Source organism: Variimorphobacter saccharofermentans (genome assembly GCF_014174405.1).
Taxonomy (GTDB): Bacteria; Bacillota; Clostridia; order Lachnospirales; family Lachnospiraceae; genus Mobilitalea; species Mobilitalea saccharofermentans.
In genome coordinates this window covers 1,064,655-1,084,981 of sequence record NZ_JACEGA010000001.1, presented here as the reverse complement: position 1 = coordinate 1,084,981, position 20,327 = coordinate 1,064,655, and the positions used below count along the sequence as shown (strand labels likewise).

Below are 20,327 nucleotides of genomic sequence, written 5' to 3'. Positions count from 1 at the left end.
CGGCAAATACGTGTGGAGCGTAATTCTAGATTTGCCAATTCATTCATGAATAGTACAGAATCCGCATTCTAACGCATTATTAGAATAAGGAGCAAGTACAGAATGAAATATTTAAATGCGACAAATGTTTTTCCCGACGAGTTACTTGTTGAAATACGAAAATATATTTCGGAAGGCTTTCTATACATACCCGGAGCTGAAAAGCGAAAAGAATGGGGAAGTATCTCAGGTCATAAATCTGAGTTAGCTAGTAGAAATAAGCAAATTTACAAGGATTATATATACGGGAAAACAGTTTATGAGCTCTCAAAAGAGTATTATCTATCAGAAAGTTCGATTTATCGAATACTCAATAATTACAAATAAAAACACAGGGTATTTACATAATAGAGTAATCAGCGCGATCTTCTCTATTATGGAATACCCTATTTTATTATATTTGATTTAAAATGTTTGTTATAATCCATCTTCATATTCTTATGATACAATTAGCTGGTGATACAAGCGAATGACAAACCCATATATAATGGTATAATTTGGTGGTATAAGGAGATTATAACATGGAATTCAAAAATTATAATACTCTTTCACCTGATGTGAAAGAGCAAATCAAACAAGTAACGGATATATGGTTGGACTGTATCGGAGAAGCAGTAGTTGGAATCTACTTACACGGCTCCATGGTATTAGATAGCTTTGTTGAAGGTGTAAGTGATATTGATATCATAATAATATGTGACAAACGCTTAAGCCGGGAGGAAAGATTATCAGTTGCTGAAAAAATAATTGAGATTGATTGTAAACCCTCTCATCTTGAAATGTCCGCCATATGGATCAATGATTTGAACCCCTGGAAGCATCCGGTACCTTGTCAATTCCACTATAGCGACTCATGGACTGAGCGTTACAAGAATTTATTAAATGGCACACTCAAAGAATGCTTTATTGTAGATGAAGATTTTTGCGATCCGGATATTGCCAGCTATATTCATTTAATTAATCAAAGTGGTATTTGTATCTGGGGACGACCTATAAAGGAGGTTTTTCCTACGATTCCTGAGAAGGATTTCTGGAATTCAATCAGCAACGATGTTGCAGAATATGATTTTCGTGCCTATAACCCAAGATATTTCGCAAGTAATATTCTGATCTTAGGACGAATTCTATCCTATAAATATGAAAAACGGATTTTATCCAAATATGATGGTGCGATATGGACGCTCAATTTTGTCCCTGAAAAATACCGATACATTATAGACCAGGCGATTAAGGAATGGTATTCTGAAGAAAAAGATCTGGAATATAAGGAGGAAGACTTAGAGGAATTGAAGGAGTTATTGATTAACGAGATTCAAAGAAATTAATGCGAGGATTCTATGATATTACATGATAAGTGCTTACCCTGTGTGGTAAATCAGGCAATCAAAGTTGCAAACATTTCAAATGTAAATAACAAAGAAGCTTTATTCAGAGAAGTCTTTTCGTACCTGAGTAAAATTTCGTTTGACCAAACCACTCCGGAACTAATTGGTGAGATATTTGATTTAATTAAGAAATATACGAATAATCCGGATCCGTACAAGGATACTAGAGCCTATTATAATGCTCTGTTTCTAGAATTATTACCTGACTTTGAGTACAAAGTAAATCAGTCCGACCATTCCTTTCGAATGGCTGTCAAATATGCAATTGTAGGTAATATCATAGACTTTAATCCCATACACAATACTCTATTAGAGGATATCTATGATTACTTTGATAAAATGGATGAATTAGAATTCGCCATAGATGATTCACAGTCATTGATAAATGATATTCTAGCTGCAAAATCCCTGTTATATCTGGGAGATAATTGTGGTGAAATCTGTTTGGATAAGCTTTTATTAAAGAAAATCAAGGAGCTCAACCCAAGCATTCATCTACTATTTGGTGTACGTGGTAAACCCGTTGTAAATGATTCCATCGCTGAGGATGCATATGCTGTTGGAATCGATGAATATGCAGAGATTATTGATAATGGGGACGGATCTCTTGGAACCGTTCTTCATCGTACCAGCCAGAAATTCAAGGAACTCTACGAGAATGCAGATGTTGTTATTTCCAAAGGACAAGCAAATTATGAATGCTTAAGCGAAGAGAAAAAGAACATCTATTTTTTACTTATGACAAAATGTAATGTTATTGCAGAGGATATTGGTGTTGAAGAAAAGAAAATGATTTGTATGCAAAGCAAAACAAAAAGGAGGGAATAAGAATGTCTTTTTCAGAGGTTAAATTATTTCAGGTAAAGCCTGAAAGGCTTGAAGAGTTCGAAAGCTTAGTAAAGGAAATGCTCCCACAACAAAAGGAACTGGCCGGTAATATTGATATCAAATATTTGAAAAGATTTTATATATTTGATAAAATCGGAGATTTACCTAGACCTCTTACTAAGATCGTTAAGTGTGTTAAGTACTACTCCTACTGGCAATTTGACACAATTGAGAACTATTCCAATGCAACCACATGGTTTTTTACTGAATATGAGAAACGGTTAAGCAAGCTATTAGTCATGCCATTTGATATCATGTGTGGTGAAAGCATAGAATAAGCATATTCCTGCGCAAACCCGCTACTTCCGCTATGGTTTGCTTCGGAATATGTATCCACTGTATACACAATGGCCACAATTATTCAGGACAACAGAAAGTTCGCAAAGCGTACTTTCTGTTGTATAGTTTCGCAATTATCTAACTATATTTTATAATGAGAGGAAGATACATATGCGTTATGAATTCAGTTTTTATAAAGATGAGGATTTTGATGAAATAGAGCAATTAATCATCGCTTCCTATCAATGGGAATACCCTGTCTGGAATCTCAGTAGACACGAATTTTCAAAAGGGCTGCATCCGGCTTTTACAGGCCATTATAAAGCTTGGTATCATACGGTTGGTGTCTATAGGGATAACGGGAAAGTTGTAGCCTGTGTCATCAATGAAGGTAATTATGACGGAGAAGCTTTTTTCTTATTTGATTCCAAAGAACGCGGAGGCGACACAGAGCTTCTTAAAGATATGATTAAGTTTGCTAAAACACACGCTACTGCAATCAAGGAGGATCAACGAACCAAGTATGTAAACATCTATGTGCCGGATTGGAATACTACTCTTAAGGAAATGGTTTTGCAGTCAGGATTTCAAAAATTGGATTTTGGCGAGGACCGATATATCCTACCCTTTGGAGATAAGTTCTATGACGTAAAACTGCCTGATGGCTATTCCATCGTCGACGGCAATACTACTCCGGACTTTTACCTATCCAATACTCATCGTTATTCCTTTGGCTATACCGGAGATAGGCATGCCTGCGAACATGGCGAACAGGCCTTCCATGATTTGCGAAAAATGAAGCACTATCGAAAGGACCTTGATCTGTGTGTTCTTGATGAACAAAAGAGACCTGTCGCTTTTGCAATCATATGGTATGACGAAAATATGCCCTATTGTGAACTTGAACCATTAGCTGTCGTATGGTGGGAAAGAAGAAAAGGAATTGCAACAGCTATTCTACATGAAGCTGCAAACAGAGTACAGAAAATGTTCCCGAGATGTAATGGAATGCTAGGTGGTAATCAGACCTTCTATCATAAAATCGGATATGAAAATAAAGCCTTTATTCCTGTCTATCATTGGGAATTGGAAGTCTTCATCTCCTGGGAAAAGGAGTCCAATGATAAAGACTATGCAAAAGAGGTATAAGTAACGTTCAATAATCGCTAATCCTTATTAAGGGTTAGCGATTTTGTATATTATTCTACCATAATCTACACGAAATATGTAGACTTTTGACGAATTAGAATGTAAAATATTGAAAAAGGGGTAATATAGGTTGTTTTTTAATCTTCAAAGTTACATCTTATTTTTATACCGAGAAAGGATGCATACTATTATGAAAAAGACAGGGCTATCACTCGTTTTAGAAATTGTAGGTATTAGTATTGGACTATTATTACTATCATCAATTACATTATCCATCTCCTCATACAACAGGGCAAAGACCACTATAGTAAAATCGGTAGGAAATACCCTTCTTACTATGATAGAATCAATGGCAGGCAATCTTAATGTCGATATCTTTCAGGAATTACATACAGAAGGGGATATGAATAGTGAATCTTATACCCTATTATATAATGATTTACGTAATTTGAGACGTTCATTGGGATTACAGTATTTGTACACCATGAGAAAGACTTCAATCGATGAGTATATCTATGTCGTTGACGGTACAGAGGAAGATGATCCGGACCGTTCCTATTTGGGTGACATGGAAGATGAAGCTATTATGAGTGACGCTTGGATAGATAGCTTTCAAGGCAAGAAGTCCTTTGAGCTTGACTATTCTGAGTGGGGAGACATGATCTCCGCTTATGTTCCCATCCTAGACAAATCCGGCAATATAGTCGGAATTTTGGCTGCTGATCTGGATGCCACGGAGATTACCGCAGAGATCACTGTAATGAGAAATCAGTTTTATCTTCGTACTATTCTTATATTGCTATTTGGAATTCTGATAGCAGGTACATTCTCAATCAGACTATCAAAAACTTTAAAGGAATTAAAATCAAAGGTTGAACAAATGCAACAAGGCGACTTAACTGTTAAGATAGAGAGTAAACGTAAAGATGAATTAGGATTATTAGCAAGAAGTATGAATGAGCTTGGCGACAACCTAAATCAGACGATAAAAGCGATTACAGTTACATCAGAAGAAGTGGCTAATCTGGCTACTAATGTTTCTTCCATATCCCAGCAGATTGCTGCCTCTTCGGAAGAAACCACCTCTGCTATCGGCGAAATAACCCAAGGCACCACTACCCAAGCTCAGGAGATGAGTGTAATCTTATCGGAACTTGAGCATTTTGATAAAATGGTTCAAAACATATATATCTCATTGGAGGCTGTGAAGGAAAACTCTGAGTTAACCGAAAGTATATCCTCCACGGGAAATGATCAGATGTCTACATTAATACAATCCATACAGGATTCGAAGGAAACCTTTGATCATGTCTTCCACAAAATTAATGAGTTGAATGAGAATATCATGCAAATCAATGATATCAACAATGTCATCGAAGCAATATCCGAGCAGACCAATCTCCTATCCCTTAATGCGGCTATCGAGGCTGCGAAAGCAGGGGAAGCCGGTAGAAGCTTTTCAGTTGTGGCCGATGAAATAAGAAAGTTAGCGGATCGCTCAAAACAGTCAACAGATAGCATTAAGCAGATGATCGACGTAATACTATCCGGTGTTAAAAGTGTCGTAACAACCAGCGATGAGCTGAGGAATCGATTATCCACTCAAATCGAGATTACGGATACTACCAATAAATCCTTCCATCAGATATTGGATTCATTAAAAGAATCTACTCCAAAGATTAATCAAACCTATGAAGCCACCAATACCATTCTGCAAAGCAAGAATGACATAATCGGAAGGGTCCAAACCATATCCGCCGTAGCCGTCGAGACCTCTGCATCTGCAGAAGAAATATCAGCCTCCTCAGAAGAATTAAATGCTACCACAGAAGAGACTGCCTCCATTTCTCAGGATCTGCAACAAATGTCATATGCTCTATTAGATAAAGTTAAGATATTTAAAGTACAGTAAAAATCGCAATAGCATTAAAATGAGGAACTTACTAATCGGTATATAATCAGGTGATAAAAATGGAGAAAAGAGAAATCAAATATTACCACTCAATGACATCCGAAATAGAGATGGTTTACTGCAAAAACTCTCATATTTCATATCCGGAACACAATCATATCTCCGTATATACCATAGTTTTAGTTATTGACGGTTGCATTGAGCTTAAAAAGAAGGATGGAACAATAATCCATCATATAAATGATTTGATTATTATCCCACCTTATGAGCCTCATACTATTATCTCTGGTAAAGAAGGCTATACCACACTTACTGTATGCATGAAGAAAGAGCTATTCTCAGATTTTGATAAAAATAGCCAGCTATCTATCTTTACAGAATTAGCAGACTATTTCATAAGTAAAGGTATTCTATATAAGGAACAAGTAAGGATGTTATCTGATACGATTGTTACGTTATACGAAGGTATCACGGATCAGAAGTATAAGTCGAATGCTACATTTGCTTCAACAAAAAAGTTACTGGAGACCTCCCCAGAAAGAGAACTAAAGCTAGACGAACTTTCACAAGTAAGCTACCTAAGTAAATATCATTTTACCAGACAGTTTAAAAAAGTAGTCGGTCTTACTCCCCATCAGTTTCAATTACAAAATCGAATTCGTAAGGCACAGCATTTGCTTAAGCAAAAGTATCCTATCATAGAAGTGGCCTTGGCTACCGGCTTTTATGACCAAAGTCACTTCATTAAAACATTCAAAAGAGTAGTTGGCATTACCCCTTCCGAATATTTGCAGGCTTATATATTTTTACCGAATAGGGATTAGCATAGAGGCGGGAAGAATTTAGCAAATATAAATAATCCTTCTTCTCCCGCATTCACTTCGTGTGGTACTCCGGCAGGAAAGATGGATATGGTACCGCTCTCATACACCAGCTTCTTCCCATCATTGATGCAGATGCCGGAGCCGGATATTACTTCATGAGTCTCTAGCTGTGTCCCATGTATATGTCTACTAATACTTCTACCCGGTGCAATACGTACTAAATGATAGCTAAAGAGCCCTTCTGTATCCTTCGAGGTAAGGATGTGTTTTAGCTCAACCCCCTCGAAGGTCGGGTGCTTGGACCATATGATTTCTTTAAAGCTTTTCTCCTTGTCTGGCAGGCGCATTTGCCCGTTGCTGAAATTTTCAAATATTCGATTTTGATTCATTTCTCATCCACCTTTTTGATATTGATACAGCTAGCTTAGCATAGCTAGTGCAAATATTATTGTATAAAATTGCTTTTATATCACCGAACTAAAGAAAATCCTCAGCAGTGCCGGCATCCTTTGCACTCAAATCCATTATAACATGCAGTATGATAACAGGAATTATGGAACCAATACTGATATAGAACAGACTAAAGAAAATACTAATCAAAAAGGTCATAAACATACCTTTTAGCCCTTGATAAGTATGCCATAATCCAAAGACAAATGATATTATGATGATGACAATTATAATTGATAGATTGGGAAATAACTCACTAACAAAATGAAGTAAGAAACCCCTGAAAAGAATTTCCTCACACACTCCGGCAACTAAAGAGACAAAGCCCCATAATTTCTTTTCCTTGGATGTAACCGGGAGCAGAATATCCAGAACTGCTTCAGATGAATTTGATTGTCTCACTTTTGCATAATAGGCCTTCCTATATTGAACGCTTATTTTCATACAGATTATATGATAAATAATGCAAATCATATACAAAGCTGACACTAAGAGAATAACATAAGAAAACCATATGTTGAATAAATCCTTTCCGATGTGGATCGGTTTTAATCCCAAATCGGATAAGGTAATTTCACGAATAAGTACTAATAGGAGTATCAGAAATATAGGAACACATAAGCCGATTACCGACATATAGTAATACTTCAATCTGCGATTTGGTTCCTTTTTTACTCTTAACAACTCAAAGTGGTTGAAAATGGGTTCTAGTAGAAAATTAAGAAATAGAATGGTGTATACAATATAGCTGATCATCATATGAATACCTCCTTAGTCAAGAATGTTATGATTCAGTTTACCATTCTCACAACTTTTTTCCCGACTTTTGGAGCACATAATCAGTAGGGTAGCTTTTTTACCGGTACGAAGTATTCAAAACGTGATACCCTACCATCCGGCATAACATGATGAAGCTGAAGCTCAGGTGCATCTGCTTCCTCATAACCTGAAGTAGATAGCCATTCCGTATAGAATTCGGCTAAGGATTTTTCCAACTCTGGAGGTATTATGTATGTACGAAAGGAATTATCTCCTACTATCTCTTTAGCATAGGAAAGTAAACTGGGCATTTCAAATACTGCCCAGATAGGTGAATATATCTCTACTACCTCATACCCTGGTAAGATCGGTTTGCCGCAATACTCACAGCCAATATAATACATAAAGCATTGGGGATTCTTTGAAAGATAGCTGATAACACCGTATAGCTTCCAGTTTGGATTATCATTCTGCAGTTCCTCAAGAGTTCCATTATGTCTCGCATCTTCAATTACTTTTGCGATTTCAATATTGGCACTGCTTCTATTTAATTCATATCCCTTTAATAACAATTTGAATCGCTGGTTCAATATAATTCTGTGTGAAATCTCATTATTACTTATGCTTGGAGTGGATAGCTTGATCTTAGGATATAGTGATAATATCGCACTTTGCTTTCTTGCCTCGGTAGGAGTCATACCATGTAACTTATGAAATGCACGTGCAAACGCATCAGGAGATTGATAACCATATTTTAAGCTGATATCGATAATTTTGTCATTGCTATGTTGTAACTCCATAGCAGCTAAGCTTAGTTTTCTGCGCCTAATATAATCCGACAAGCTAGACCCGGTAATAAAGGAAAACATACGCTGATAATCATATACGGAACAAGCAGCAATCTTGGCAAGCTGTTCAACCTTTATTTCTTCCATCAAATGGGCTTCAATATAATCTATGGACTCATTCATTTGCTCAATTCTTTGCAACATAATACCCCCAGGATAGTTCCTTTTATTGATATATTAACATAATAATACATTATTTAACAGACCGTATATTCAAGCCTAACAAATCTGGTATAATTTAATAAAATACGAATTTTAATATCTATAATCTCAGACTCTACGGAGCGTTGATTGAATTATTTCTTATCTATGTTATGCTTAAAAATGGAGGTGATCAATATGGATTGCTATAAAGTAGGAAATCTTATTTCATGTTTGCGGAAAGAAAAAGGCCTGACGCAGAAACAGCTAGCTGATGTCCTGAACATTAGTGATAAAACCATATCAAAATGGGAACGTGGTTTGGGATGTCCGGACGTATCCTTATTGCATGAATTATCTGAAGCATTAAACGTAAATATAGAAAAAATATTGTTAGGTGATTTGGACCCGAATAATACCGATGGAGGAAATATGAAGAAAATTCGTTTTTATATTTGTAATACCTGTGGTAATATTATTACATCTACAAGTGATGCAGAATTGTCTTGCTGCGGTCGCAAATTATCCCCATTGATAGCCAAACCGAGCGATGATATCCACAATATCAACGTGGAAATCAATGAAGATGATTACTATATCACTTTTTCACATGAAATGAGTAAAACACATTATATTAACTTTGTTGCCTATGTGAATTATGATAGAGTTTTATTGATTAAGCTTTATCCCGAACAAAATGGTGAAGTACGTATTCCAAGGATGGGTGGCGGAAAGCTATATTTTAGCTGTAATCAACATGGATTGTGGGCACACAAAGGATGATAGGAGGCATTCGATGAATTTATTCATTAACAAACTGGTGAGCAGTATCATTCAAATCATTATGTTTACACTTATTCCATTTATATGGTGGCTGGTTACTGCGAGAAAGAAGGAAAACTTTTTCTCATGGATAGGTCTTAAAAAAGCAACATCCGATAAGAAAACGGAATTATGGGTCTATTTCTGCTTAGTTACAGTTGGGTTTATGATAATTTCATTATTTGTATTATTTATACTAAAAGATACGGAAACTGCAACTTCCGAATTCTCAGGTATGGGTATAATTGGATTACCGGCCGCATTAATCTATGCATTCTTTAATACCGCACTACCTGAGGAAATCTTATTTCGAGGATTTTTATTAAAACGCTTGGAACATAAATTAAGCTTTTTCATCGCTAATATAATCCAGAGCATAATTTTTGGTATTATGCACGGCATAATGTTTATTTCCTTGGTTGGCACAGGAAAGGCAGTTATAATTATACTATTAACCGGTTCCATTGCATGGTTTATGGGATATATAAATGAAAAGAAGGCCAATGGTTCCATATATACAAGTTGGCTTATTCATGGATTGTCCAACGTCTTTTCTGCATTGATTTCTATGTTTTCCTTAATTTAACTTAATATTTCTGACAATCAAGAGCTTCCTTCGTATGTATAGTCGTCATAATCTCAAACTTAATTATAACGATGTTTGAGGTAGAGCTTAACCTGGTATGATGTTAGAATGAGCAATATCAAAAACGAAGGGAGCTTTATCATTATGACTACACCCTATTATTTTGCATAGCAAAGGCTATTGCAAAATTATTGACGCAGCATACAATTTCATATTGAATTCGTAAGTAGCCCCACTCCTACATGAGGTTGGGAGCATGTCACTATACAATGTAATAGCCTTTGCATATCCGAAAGATTTTATAAGGAGATGCAAAATGAGCTATTTACGAATATTTAACTTTATGCTTACCCCGATGGAGTCTTATACGATAACTCGAAATTGCTCTGTATGTGGATGTAAGTCTGACTATATTAATACGAACAATTTTCGTATTAATGCCAATGGGAATCTAATTGATGTATGGTTAATCTATCAATGTAATAAATGTAAGCACACATATAATCTTACGATTTTTGAACGTATGAAGGCTAAGAATTTATCACCTGAGCTTTATTCCAGATTTATGGAAAATGATAAAGAGCTTGCTCTGAAATATGGAACAGACAAATCCTTTATGCTAAGTAATAAAGCAGATATTAACTGGAACGATATAAGGTATCAGATCTGGGATACTGAGACACAGAAGCCTATTGAGAATACAATCGCCTTCCAACCCGGAGATTTGATACAGCTATCAAACCCATATGGGTTGAAATTCAGAACGGATAAAATCCTTGCAGATATATTGCATTTGTCAAGACAACAAGTAAAACGTTTAGAGAAAACCGGAGATGTTGAGATTATGAAAAAGCATCCTAGTCCGGATATTGATATTATACTTCGAGGTGAAATTAGCTTTCAACAAACAGGATAACGATAGAGATCATTATAAGCTAAGGGGATGTCTCATAATGTATCAGCGGGGATAATTACTTACCATAATGCACTGTCGGAAGGACATATTGCTGTATTTTGCATGGCTCAGGCGAAAATTAATGTTCGAATGAGCCATGCAAAATCAGTAATATGTCCTTCCGTCTGTGTGAGGTAAGTAATTGTCCTCGCGAATGTATTATGAAACATCCCCTTTTATAATATAACTATTTAGAATTTTCTCTAAATAGCTCTTTACATTTTAAGCAAATATTGTTATAATCTATTTAGAAATATATCGAAATACATTGCAAAGGAAGTGAATAAATGGGATTTACCGATACCTTTAAAGCCCTTTCTGACCCGGCCAGGCGAGAAATTTTACTTATGCTGCGAAGCGGAAGTAAATCGGCTGGCGAAATTGCTTCAAGATTTGACATGACGAATGCAACCATCTCCTATCATCTATCACAATTAAAAAAGGCAGGATTAATATCCGAGACAAAGGAGAAGAATTTTATTTTCTATGATTTAAATACGTCCGTATTTGAAGAAGTAATGCTATGGTTTTCCCAATTCTCAGTTAATAAGGAGGAAGATAAGTATGACAAAGATCACTAATTCAAAATTTTTTAGATTAAATGTTGTTACCAGCTTAATGTGTCTGATACCATTGCTAATCGGGGCAGTCTTTTATAATCAGCTACCCGATTCCATACCAGTACATTTTAACATTTATAATCAGCCGGACAATTACGCCAGCAAGTCCTTCGCACTATTTGGAATCCCGTTAATCCTACTGCTTCTTCAAATTGTATGCTGTGCTGTGGTTAACTCAGATCCCAAGCAAATGAATGCTACTCCTCAACTTCAGTATATCTCTCGCTTTATCATACCCATTCTCGGAATAATGACGCAATGCCTTATCATTCTCTATGTGTTAAATGATGGCATCAATGTTGGTAAAGTTATTACGGTAGTTCTTGGTATCATTTTCTTACTGATTGGTAATTACCTGCCAAAATGTAAGCAAAATTATACGATAGGAATACGGCTTCCTTGGACTCTGGCAGATGAAGTGAACTGGAGGAAAACACATCGTATGGCCGGTATACTGATGGTAGCATTATCCATTCTTATAATAATCATTAGCCTTGCCGGTTACGAAATATGGACATTTGCCATTCTCGCCATAGCCGTCATCACCCCATGTATCTATTCATATACTCTATTCAAGAAAGGGAAAAAATAACTATGAACTATACTGCAGGAGAACTACCCGTTAACGTAATTGTAATGATTGCACTTTCAATTATATTATCCATTGGAACCCCTATAACTTATCTGATCTGGTATCGTAAGAAAACACGTGCTTCTTTGGCCGGAGTAGGCGTAGGTGCTTTAATCTTTGTTAGCTTTGTCATTGTAGAAAAGCTCATTCAGGCCGGTGTACTATATGAAGGTCATTCGGTGGGTAGCTTTATTCAATCAAAACCACTGGTGTTTTCACTGGTAGCGGCTTTATTTCCTGGTGTATTTGAAGAGGTCGGAAGATTTGTTGGCTTTCATTTCCTCAAGAAAAAGCATCCCGAGAAGGAAAGCGCTGTCATGTACGGTATAGGACATGGCGGAATTGAAGCCCTCTTACTAGGGGGGTTAAGTGGAATTAGCAATCTGGTCTCCGCCATTATCCTCTATGTGGCAGGAATGAATGCATTCACTGCCAGCTTAGATTCTGCAACAGCACAGATTGTTACAAATACCTACTCTGCTTTTTATACCACTGCTCCGCTTTTATTCCTTGTCGGTGGTGTGGAACGTATCCTTGCCTTTGTGGCTCATATGGGATTAACCATGATCGTATACCGTAGTGTCGCTGATAAGAAGCTTCGCTATCTCTTCCTTGCAATCGGACTGCATGCCGCACTGGATTTCTTACCGGGAATGTATGTTACGGGAATGATTACAAGTGTCTGGATAATTGAAGGGTTCGTTCTGATTATGGCTCTGGCGTTCGCATGGTTCGGATATAAGCAATATAAAAAGGGTTCGGATATAAGCAATATAAAAAGGTTGACTTCCTTAATTAGGAAATATATAATGGATAAATCAATTTTAAGGAGTGATAAGGTGAAATTAATAACAGAACGTCTGGTATTGGTACCCTTGGGATTGAATTATCTACATTCGACTCACGAATATGCAAGTGATATTGAAAACACCAAATTAATGATCTACTTACCTAATACGAGTCTAAGAGAAACCGAAGAATTCTTAGAAAAGGCACAGGCAGAATGGCAGAAAGAGAATCCTGATTTTTATGAATTTGCTATTCTTCTTGAGAATGAACATATTGGTGCAATTGGAATTGATCTTGACAGGGAGAGGCATACGGGTGAACTAGGCTGGATCATTAATAAACGCTATTGGGGCAATGGATATGCCACAGAAGCAGCCAGAGAGGTAATGAATTTTGCAATAAGGGAATTGAAGCTTAAGAAAATTATAGCTCACTGCGATAGTGAAAATATCAGCTCTTATAAGGTAATGCAAAAGTTGGGTTTATCCTTGGTGTCAATAACAAAAGGTCGAAAGAACAAATCGTCCTATGAGGAACGGGAAGAAATGTTGTATTCACTGGATATCGAATAGTACTGTAACGTGTAGAAGGAGGTTATGTCATATGATTTGTAATATTCGTCCTTGGAGAATGGAGGATGCACCTGATCTGGCAGCTGCGTTAAATAACAAAAAGATACTGGATAATCTGCGGGATGGTCTACCCTTTCCATATACTACAAAGGATGCTGAAGAATTTATCAGCTTCATGTTGCAGGCTGATAAGGACCAAACCTATGCCTATGCCATTACCGTTGATGACAAAGCCATTGGAAGTATCGGTGTATTTCGAAAGGATAACATCCACTCACGTACCGCGGAAATGGGCTACTACATCGCGGAGGAGTACTGGGGAAAAGGCATCGGAACTACAGCTGTGAAGCTCACTTGCGAAACCATTTTTCAGAATACTGATATCCTGCGTATTTTCGCAGAACCCTTTGCCTATAACATTGCTTCATGTCGAGTACTTGAAAAGGCCGGATTTCTTTGCGAAGGTATCTTAAGACAGAACGCTGTGAAAAACGGGAAAGTTCTGGATATGAAAATGTATTCCCTCATTAAATCTCCAGTTGATTAAGTATATTGAAACCATAATACAATATTCTAAATAGAATCATAAAGCGATTTCAACCATAATCCCTATGGTTATGAAATCGCTTTTCTTTTCATCCAAAAGATAACATTCTACTTCTCAGTTTAAGTTGAGTAATCCAGTTCTACCGTTTGTAGAATTCCTTTATCCTGTCCATTCTTGAAGTCATTCCCTGGAAGAGATAATCCACCAGAGTGATGGCTACCATTGATTCCACCACTACTACAGCTCTTGGCACGATAATCGGATCATGACGTCCTTGAATTTCAATCTCGATATTTTCATTATTCTTATTAACAGTACGTTGCGGTCTGGCAATGGAAGCAGTAGGCTTTACGGCAGCTCGAAGAATGATTTCGGTTCCATCACTGATACCACCCAATATGCCTCCAGCATGATTACTGAGCTTCGTGATTCTATTCTCGCTATCACAGAAAAAGGAGTCATTATTTTCATATCCTGTTTTTGTGGCTACTGCAAAGCCGTCGCCAATCTCGACTCCCTTTACAGCTCCAATGGACATAACTGCCTTAGTAAGTGCCGCATCTAGTTTATCAAATACCGGCTGACCTATTCCTGCAGGCATTCCTGACACAATACATTCAATGATCCCTCCTACCGAATTATGCTCCTCTCTCTGTTTCAGGATATAAGCTTCCGCCTTTGCAGAGGCCTCCAAATCCGGCATATTAACAGGGCTTTGATAGGTATACTCCTTTTGACATTTCTGATAATCAATGGAGATGGGTCCAATGGATTTCGTATAAGCATATACCGTTATTCCGAGTTCCTTTAAAATGGTTGCGGCTACCGCACCTGCAGCTACTCTTCCGCCGGTTTCACGACCTGATGAACGTCCGCCTCCACGATAATCCCGAAAGCCATATTTTTGGTCATAGGTGTAATCTGCATGACCCGGGCGATAATACTTCGAAATCTCGGAGTAATCATAGGGCCGGTGATTTTCATTATATATCACCATGGAAATGGGCGTTCCAGTGGTACGTCCTTCGAAGACACCGGATAATATCTGAAGTCTGTCATCCTCTTTACGCGGTGTCGCATATTCTGTTCGACCAGGCTTTCTTCGATCCAGATAAACCTGAATGACATCTTCGCTGATGGGCAGACCTGCCGGGCAACCATCTATGACTACTCCGATACCTTCTCCATGGGATTCACCCCAAGTCGATACGATAAAGCTATTTCCGTATACTGATCCCGACATAAACTCCTCCTATTTCCTATCATATTTTATATATTTTAATGTATTGTATCAGAAGTCCTGATGAAATACCATACTTTCGTCAAACTTCCTGCTAGTTTATTCCAGATCATCAAAATCAAAGGCAGCCGCTTTAGTGTAATTCGTCACCTTTGCTTCAAAGAAGTCTGTTTTAGTGTTGTTCAGATTCGAGAAGCCTTCAATCCATGCCATGGGGTTTTCCGTAATATCCGGATATAACTCCTCGATACCAATTGCCTTTAGTCTCTGATTACCCAGATATTTAATATACCTCTCAATTAAAGTATTATTCAAGCCCAGTATTTCATTATTCGTTACATACTGTCCCCATGCAATCTCATGTTCCACTCCAGTCCGCATCATTTCTCTAATTTCCTCTATAATCTTCGGTGCAAATATTTCCGGCTTTTCATTCCTTAGCTCTTTAATGATATTCTGAAATAGAACCAGATGGGTAATCTCATCCCTGTTAATATACTTGAAAATAGTACTGGTAGCTGTCATCTTTCCCTGCCTTGCCAGAGTATAAAAGAAGCTAAAGCCAGAATAGAAATAGATACCTTCCAGTATATAATTCGCTATGATGGTTCGTATAAAATTCTCTACTGATGCATTCTCATTAAAATTCTGATAAATATTCGCAATATACCGGTTCCTCTCTAGCAGATGCTTATCCTCACGCCATTCGTCATATATTTTATCCCTTGTGATAGGATTTGTAACCGTATCCAATATATACGAATAGCTTTGTGCATGAATTTCCTCCTGAAATGCTTGGATATTCAGAAGTGAAGACACCTCTGCTGCCGTAACATATCTTGAAAGATTGGGAAGATTTTCGCTTTGCACGGAGTCCAGAAAGTTAAGGAAGGATATGATTTTGTCAAATGCATTTCTCTCTCCATCTGTTAATAGCGGAAATTGCTTCACATCCTCATTTAATGAGATTTCCTCCGGTATCCAGAAATTGTTGAGCATGGTCCGGTAAAAGGTATTGGCCCAGCTATATTTAATACGATTCCATTCCCTCAAGTTTGTTGTATTTCCATCAATCATGGATTCTGTCCCACGTACTCCATACTCGTTAAATATCTTCTTCTTTATCATGATTACGCTCTCCTTATACTTTAATCAATCCAGTCATCCTCTTAGCTGGAACAGCTGGTACACTCGTCCATCTCCAAGGACTGATTTCTCACATAATAAATCGTTTTAATTCCATTCCTCCAGGACTCAATATATAGATCCAAGATGTCCTTTGCCTTCATCTCCGGTGTTATATACAGGTTAAAGGATTGGGCCTGATCAATATGCTTTTGTCGGATGCCACAGGCCTTAATACTGTAAAGCTGATTAATATGATGGGCCTCCTTATATAGCCAGAAGCTTTCATTATTCAGATCAGGTGCTGCCTTCGGTGTAAAGCTTCCCTTCTTCTCCTCGATAAAGAATTTCTTGAAGATTGGGTCAATCCCCGCTGTTGTTCCAGCAATGTTTGAGGTACTGCCAGTCGGAGCAATCGCTGTGATATAGCCGTTTCGAAGCCCATATTTCCTCACCTCCTCCTTCAATGCCAGCCATCTCTCTGAGTTATAACCACGTCTCTCAAAGTATTTACCAGTCTGCCATTCAGAGCCTTCAAATTCAGGATATGCTCCCTTTTCCTTTGCTAATTCCATGGAAGCTTTGATAGCCTGGTAGGCTATTTCCTCGTATAAACGGTCCGCTTCCTTATAATGTGCTTCACTCTCCCACGCAATCTTGTGATTTACAAGATAATGATGATAACCGCTAGTACCAAGTCCGATCGCACGATACTTCTGACCGGTAATCATTGCCTCAGATACGGGATACTGGTTCAGGGTAATGACATTATCCAGCATTCGAATTTGTAGCGGTATCGTATCCTTCAAATCCTCCATATTAACACGTCCAAGATTAATGGAATTAAGATTACAGGTAACCATATCACCGGACTGGGTACGTTTCACCACCTCTTTATGATCTCCTGCCTCTTCAATAACTTCCTCCAGCTGGATGGACTCGCTGACATTCTGTGCAATCTCATGGCACAGATTGGAGGCATAGATCATTCCAGCATGTTTATTCGGATTTGCTCTGTTCACCGTATCACGGAAGAAGATAAATGGAGTACCGGATTCAACAGCACTTTTCATGATTCTCTTCATAATCTCCAGGGCAGGTACTGTCATACGTTCCAGCTCCTGGTTCTCCTCGCAGGCCAGATAACGTTCCGTAAATGCCTTCTTGTCGTCATCATCATAGAAGTCCTCCAACTGAAATCCCATGACTTTATTCACCATATACGGATCAAATAAGGACCAGTTACCTCTGCTTTCCAGACGCTCCATAAAAAGATCCGGAATGCTAACGGCGGGAAAGATATCGTGAGCCTTTCTTCGGTCATCCCCATTATTCGTTTTCAGATCCAGGAATTCATACAAATCGCGATGCCAGATATCCAGTGTTATGGACGCACCACCCTTTCTTCTTCCCAGCTGATCAACAGCTACAGCTGTATCATTATATAGTCTGACCCAGGGAATGACTCCACCGGATGCATTCTTATAACCTCTGATCTCACTGTTCAATGCTCTGATCTTTCCGATATAAATTCCCAGCGCTCCTCCATGCTTTGATACATTGGCAAACTTCTGGTTCACATCATATATGGACCATAGATTATCACCAACCACAGAAATAAAGCAGCTGCTCAACTGATGATAAGGGGTACCGGCTCCTGCTAACGTCGGCGTAGCCGTTGTCATCTTTAATTCACTAAGTAGATCATAGAACTTCTTTGCATATATCAGCTTGTTCTCTCCCTCAGGAATGGCCAGGTGCATGGCTATGACAAGAAAACGCTCCTGCGGTAGCTCAAAGACCTCTTTATTAAATCCACGGATCAGATATCTGTCAGCCAACAGCTTAAGCCCTTCATAATTAAACAGAAGATCACGCTCCGGTTTAATATAAGCACCCAATTCATTGATTTCGTCCTCAGTGTACTCTGTCAACAGATATTTACCATAATACCCAAGCTCCACCAGTTTATGTACTAATTCAGAAAAATTACCATATCCAAAATGTCGGTATCCTCTATTGATCGCTGCTTCCTTATATAAATCAGACATAAATAGTCTAGCAGCCACATATTGCCAGTTAATATTTGTTGTCTTATGAATATTCCCCTGAGCATCCTTCGAGGTCTGAATCATTTTCTCTATTGCTGTCTGGATTAATATTTTTTGGATTTCCTTCGTACTCATACCGTCTCGGAACTGTATGTTAGAATCCATCTCTAGCTCAGAAGGATCGCATCCCTCCAATCCCTCACATGCATATGCAACCATTTTTTTTGTTTTATCAACACAGAGTGGTTCGTAATTTCCATTTCGTTTTCTAATCTGAATATCCATGCTTCCTCCTCATATCTGCTTAGCTTAATGGTCATTTCATAAATGCATTGCAGTTTTTCGATTATAATAATTATTACTATTACTATATTCTATCCTATTACGTTCTTTTTTTCCAGTACTATTTTTTATTTTCTCATAAAAAAATACAACATAATGTAGTGTGATACACAAGAACCACATTATATTCGATTTTATAGAAATAGAGTAATGTTATATTATTCCATTTTTATTGACTTCCAATAATTGAAAAGCGTATAATGTATAAAGCATGCTTGATAAAGTACTTCTTAATATATTAAGGATAACACGAAGCAATGAAACTGGGGAAGCTATGGAAAATAGTCCTGCAAATCGAGCCAGGGCTATTTTACAAGTATTCCAGAGATAATAAATTAGAAACCCCTATGCGGATAGATTATGAATATAGAAATGTAATGATTTAAACGGAGGTACATCACATTGAAGTTCATAAAACGTCATATGAAATCAATTATATTCGGTGTAATTATTCTTTTACTGGGAGCAAGCCTCGCGTTTGTAACGTTAAGTCTACATAATAGAATAAGATACTCCTATTACAATAATGGGATTATATATCGGGGTATTCTTATCAATAATTCCACTTTCACCAGTGGTGAAGCTCATAATCTGGTTTACGATTTTGATTGCAGTGAATACGATACCATATTAGAAAAATACAATATTAAGTCCATTGCCGGGGACGGAAGTGAATTTGATCAGGCCGTAAAATTAATGCAGCACTTTTCGCCACTGATGCGTCATGCAAGTAATTACGATGGACATGTACCACAGAATTCTTTGGATTTACTTGATTATAGCCTGGAAGGTAATGGCATCAATTGCAAAGCGAAAAGCAAAATATTATCTGAGATATACCTCGCGTTAGGCATATACTCCCGAAGGGTTTGGCTAATGCCCTATTCGCCAGAAGATAATGAATGTCACGTTGTTACTGAAATATACGATAACACCTATAAGAAATGGATATTGCTGGACAATACGAATAATTTATATTTTGTCAACAAGGAGAATATTCCCTTATCTGCTTTAGAAATCAGAGAGTATCTGACTAAGAATGCTGACTTTTCGGTTGTTTATTGCTATAAGAGTAAAATCTTCGAAAGCATTTATGATTCTTTTATTTGCTCAAAAGAATATATGATTAGTTATTACCAAAAAAATACGGCTTATTTTATAGTAGAAAGTCATAATACATTTGATCTTCCAGAAGATGATATGTTCTACTATCTTCTGCCTGACAATTTTGAAGTTGAGGAAACGAAGGCTTATCCACATGCAAAAATATCGAAGGAGTCCATGTACCAGGCACCGTAAAATACATATTATGGAGTTACATGATTTATATAATTGGAGGATATTATGACAACTAGTTTATTGAAAAAAGAAGA

General features: G+C 37.4%; 21 protein-coding genes. 15 read left to right on the top strand and 6 right to left on the bottom strand.

The features are described 5' to 3' along the window. Positions 1-102: 102 nt before the first annotated feature. From H0486_RS04820 to H0486_RS04790, 7 genes are all read left to right on the top strand, one after another. The gene (locus tag H0486_RS04820; protein ID WP_228351914.1) at positions 103-366 is read left to right on the top strand and encodes a CD3324 family protein; all 264 of its coding nucleotides are present in this window, start codon (positions 103-105) and stop codon (positions 364-366) included. A gap of 194 nt (positions 367-560) precedes the next feature. Continuing rightward, positions 561-1,364 (top strand): DUF4111 domain-containing protein, encoded by an 804-nt coding sequence (locus H0486_RS04815; protein ID WP_228351913.1) that lies wholly within the window; start codon positions 561-563, stop codon positions 1,362-1,364. 12 nt (positions 1,365-1,376) lie between these two features. Continuing rightward, positions 1,377-2,252 (top strand): damage-control phosphatase ARMT1 family protein, encoded by an 876-nt coding sequence (locus H0486_RS04810; protein WP_228351912.1) that lies wholly within the window; start codon positions 1,377-1,379, stop codon positions 2,250-2,252. Between the two features lie 2 nt (positions 2,253-2,254). Beyond that, the gene (locus H0486_RS04805) at positions 2,255-2,590 is read left to right on the top strand and encodes a hypothetical protein (protein ID WP_228351911.1); all 336 of its coding nucleotides are present in this window, start codon (positions 2,255-2,257) and stop codon (positions 2,588-2,590) included. Positions 2,591-2,762: 172 nt separating this feature from the next. Beyond that, positions 2,763-3,740, top strand: coding sequence for a GNAT family N-acetyltransferase (locus tag H0486_RS04800; protein ID WP_228351910.1), 978 nt, complete (start codon positions 2,763-2,765; stop codon positions 3,738-3,740). A gap of 190 nt (positions 3,741-3,930) precedes the next feature. Continuing rightward, positions 3,931-5,652, top strand: coding sequence for a methyl-accepting chemotaxis protein (locus H0486_RS04795; RefSeq protein WP_228351909.1), 1,722 nt, complete (start codon positions 3,931-3,933; stop codon positions 5,650-5,652). A gap of 59 nt (positions 5,653-5,711) precedes the next feature. Next, the gene (locus H0486_RS04790; RefSeq protein ID WP_228351908.1) at positions 5,712-6,476 is read left to right on the top strand and encodes a helix-turn-helix domain-containing protein; all 765 of its coding nucleotides are present in this window, start codon (positions 5,712-5,714) and stop codon (positions 6,474-6,476) included. Here the strand turns inward: H0486_RS04790 and H0486_RS04785 are convergent. The 3 genes from H0486_RS04785 to H0486_RS04775 form a co-directional block, all read right to left on the bottom strand. Continuing rightward, positions 6,473-6,865, bottom strand: coding sequence for a cupin domain-containing protein (locus H0486_RS04785; protein WP_228351907.1), 393 nt, complete (start codon positions 6,863-6,865; stop codon positions 6,473-6,475). The two genes, H0486_RS04790 and H0486_RS04785, sit on opposite strands and share 4 nt — an antisense overlap. An 88-nt stretch (positions 6,866-6,953) precedes the next feature. Continuing rightward, the gene (locus H0486_RS04780) at positions 6,954-7,685 is read right to left on the bottom strand and encodes a CPBP family intramembrane glutamic endopeptidase (protein ID WP_228351906.1); all 732 of its coding nucleotides are present in this window, start codon (positions 7,683-7,685) and stop codon (positions 6,954-6,956) included. 80 nt (positions 7,686-7,765) lie between these two features. Further along, positions 7,766-8,677 (bottom strand): AraC family transcriptional regulator, encoded by a 912-nt coding sequence (locus H0486_RS04775; protein WP_228351905.1) that lies wholly within the window; start codon positions 8,675-8,677, stop codon positions 7,766-7,768. 195 nt (positions 8,678-8,872) lie between these two features. Between H0486_RS04775 and H0486_RS04770 the strand changes: the two genes are divergently transcribed. The 7 genes from H0486_RS04770 to H0486_RS04740 all read left to right on the top strand — a co-directional run bounded on the left by H0486_RS04770 (position 8,873) and on the right by H0486_RS04740 (position 14,196). Beyond that, entirely contained in the window at positions 8,873-9,457 is a 585-nt protein-coding gene (locus tag H0486_RS04770) for a helix-turn-helix domain-containing protein (protein ID WP_228351904.1), read from the top strand. Between the two features lie 13 nt (positions 9,458-9,470). Then, positions 9,471-10,082, top strand: a complete 612-nt coding sequence (locus tag H0486_RS04765) for a CPBP family intramembrane glutamic endopeptidase (RefSeq protein ID WP_228351903.1) — start codon at positions 9,471-9,473, stop codon at positions 10,080-10,082. 316 nt (positions 10,083-10,398) lie between these two features. Then, positions 10,399-10,998, top strand: a complete 600-nt coding sequence (locus H0486_RS04760; protein WP_228351902.1) for a DUF1062 domain-containing protein — start codon at positions 10,399-10,401, stop codon at positions 10,996-10,998. 326 nt (positions 10,999-11,324) lie between these two features. Further along, positions 11,325-11,618 (top strand): autorepressor SdpR family transcription factor, encoded by a 294-nt coding sequence (locus tag H0486_RS04755; RefSeq protein ID WP_228351901.1) that lies wholly within the window; start codon positions 11,325-11,327, stop codon positions 11,616-11,618. Then, positions 11,602-12,249 carry an SdpI family protein gene (locus H0486_RS04750; protein WP_228351900.1) on the top strand — a complete coding sequence of 216 codons (648 nt, stop codon included), beginning with the start codon at positions 11,602-11,604 and terminating at the stop codon, positions 12,247-12,249. Before H0486_RS04755 ends, H0486_RS04750 begins: the two co-directional genes overlap by 17 nt. A gap of 2 nt (positions 12,250-12,251) precedes the next feature. Further along, positions 12,252-13,649 carry a YhfC family glutamic-type intramembrane protease gene (locus H0486_RS04745; RefSeq protein WP_228351899.1) on the top strand — a complete coding sequence of 466 codons (1,398 nt, stop codon included), beginning with the start codon at positions 12,252-12,254 and terminating at the stop codon, positions 13,647-13,649. Between the two features lie 31 nt (positions 13,650-13,680). Then, entirely contained in the window at positions 13,681-14,196 is a 516-nt protein-coding gene (locus H0486_RS04740) for a GNAT family N-acetyltransferase (RefSeq protein ID WP_228351898.1), read from the top strand. 139 nt (positions 14,197-14,335) lie between these two features. Here H0486_RS04740 and aroC read toward each other — a convergent pair whose 3' ends face one another. The 3 genes from aroC to H0486_RS04725 form a co-directional block, all read right to left on the bottom strand. Continuing rightward, positions 14,336-15,439, bottom strand: coding sequence for a chorismate synthase (aroC, locus tag H0486_RS04735; protein ID WP_228351897.1), 1,104 nt, complete (start codon positions 15,437-15,439; stop codon positions 14,336-14,338). A 96-nt stretch (positions 15,440-15,535) separates the two neighbouring features. After that, positions 15,536-16,564 carry a ribonucleotide-diphosphate reductase subunit beta gene (locus H0486_RS04730; RefSeq protein ID WP_228351896.1) on the bottom strand — a complete coding sequence of 343 codons (1,029 nt, stop codon included), beginning with the start codon at positions 16,562-16,564 and terminating at the stop codon, positions 15,536-15,538. A 41-nt stretch (positions 16,565-16,605) separates the two neighbouring features. Further along, on the bottom strand, positions 16,606-18,897 hold the full coding sequence (locus H0486_RS04725) for a ribonucleoside-diphosphate reductase subunit alpha (RefSeq protein WP_228351895.1): 2,292 nt from the start codon (positions 18,895-18,897) through the stop codon (positions 16,606-16,608). A gap of 459 nt (positions 18,898-19,356) precedes the next feature. Here H0486_RS04725 and H0486_RS04720 point away from each other — a divergent pair, with 459 nt between their 5' ends. Then, positions 19,357-20,253 carry a hypothetical protein gene (locus H0486_RS04720; protein WP_228351894.1) on the top strand — a complete coding sequence of 299 codons (897 nt, stop codon included), beginning with the start codon at positions 19,357-19,359 and terminating at the stop codon, positions 20,251-20,253. Positions 20,254-20,327 lie beyond the last annotated feature (74 nt).

Excerpts from the sequence above, each read along its gene's own strand:
- H0486_RS04725 (WP_228351895.1), bottom strand. The coding sequence starts at position 18,897 with ATGGATATTCAGATTAGAAAACGAAATGGAAATTACGAACCACTCTGT.
- H0486_RS04805 (WP_228351911.1), top strand. The coding sequence starts at position 2,255 with ATGTCTTTTTCAGAGGTTAAATTATTTCAGGTAAAGCCTGAAAGGCTT.
- H0486_RS04785 (WP_228351907.1), bottom strand. The coding sequence starts at position 6,865 with ATGAATCAAAATCGAATATTTGAAAATTTCAGCAACGGGCAAATGCGC.
- H0486_RS04730 (WP_228351896.1), bottom strand. The coding sequence starts at position 16,564 with ATGATAAAGAAGAAGATATTTAACGAGTATGGAGTACGTGGGACAGAA.
- H0486_RS04750 (WP_228351900.1), top strand. The coding sequence starts at position 11,602 with ATGACAAAGATCACTAATTCAAAATTTTTTAGATTAAATGTTGTTACC.
- H0486_RS04800 (WP_228351910.1), top strand. The coding sequence starts at position 2,763 with ATGCGTTATGAATTCAGTTTTTATAAAGATGAGGATTTTGATGAAATA.
- H0486_RS04815 (WP_228351913.1), top strand. The coding sequence starts at position 561 with ATGGAATTCAAAAATTATAATACTCTTTCACCTGATGTGAAAGAGCAA.
- H0486_RS04780 (WP_228351906.1), bottom strand. The coding sequence starts at position 7,685 with ATGATGATCAGCTATATTGTATACACCATTCTATTTCTTAATTTTCTA.
- H0486_RS04770 (WP_228351904.1), top strand. The coding sequence starts at position 8,873 with ATGGATTGCTATAAAGTAGGAAATCTTATTTCATGTTTGCGGAAAGAA.
- H0486_RS04775 (WP_228351905.1), bottom strand. The coding sequence starts at position 8,677 with ATGTTGCAAAGAATTGAGCAAATGAATGAGTCCATAGATTATATTGAA.
- H0486_RS04740 (WP_228351898.1), top strand. The coding sequence starts at position 13,681 with ATGATTTGTAATATTCGTCCTTGGAGAATGGAGGATGCACCTGATCTG.
- H0486_RS04760 (WP_228351902.1), top strand. The coding sequence starts at position 10,399 with ATGAGCTATTTACGAATATTTAACTTTATGCTTACCCCGATGGAGTCT.
- H0486_RS04755 (WP_228351901.1), top strand. The coding sequence starts at position 11,325 with ATGGGATTTACCGATACCTTTAAAGCCCTTTCTGACCCGGCCAGGCGA.
- H0486_RS04745 (WP_228351899.1), top strand. The coding sequence starts at position 12,252 with ATGAACTATACTGCAGGAGAACTACCCGTTAACGTAATTGTAATGATT.
- aroC (WP_228351897.1), bottom strand. The coding sequence starts at position 15,439 with ATGTCGGGATCAGTATACGGAAATAGCTTTATCGTATCGACTTGGGGT.
- H0486_RS04810 (WP_228351912.1), top strand. The coding sequence starts at position 1,377 with ATGATATTACATGATAAGTGCTTACCCTGTGTGGTAAATCAGGCAATC.
- H0486_RS04795 (WP_228351909.1), top strand. The coding sequence starts at position 3,931 with ATGAAAAAGACAGGGCTATCACTCGTTTTAGAAATTGTAGGTATTAGT.
- H0486_RS04790 (WP_228351908.1), top strand. The coding sequence starts at position 5,712 with ATGGAGAAAAGAGAAATCAAATATTACCACTCAATGACATCCGAAATA.
- H0486_RS04820 (WP_228351914.1), top strand. The coding sequence starts at position 103 with ATGAAATATTTAAATGCGACAAATGTTTTTCCCGACGAGTTACTTGTT.
- H0486_RS04765 (WP_228351903.1), top strand. The coding sequence starts at position 9,471 with ATGAATTTATTCATTAACAAACTGGTGAGCAGTATCATTCAAATCATT.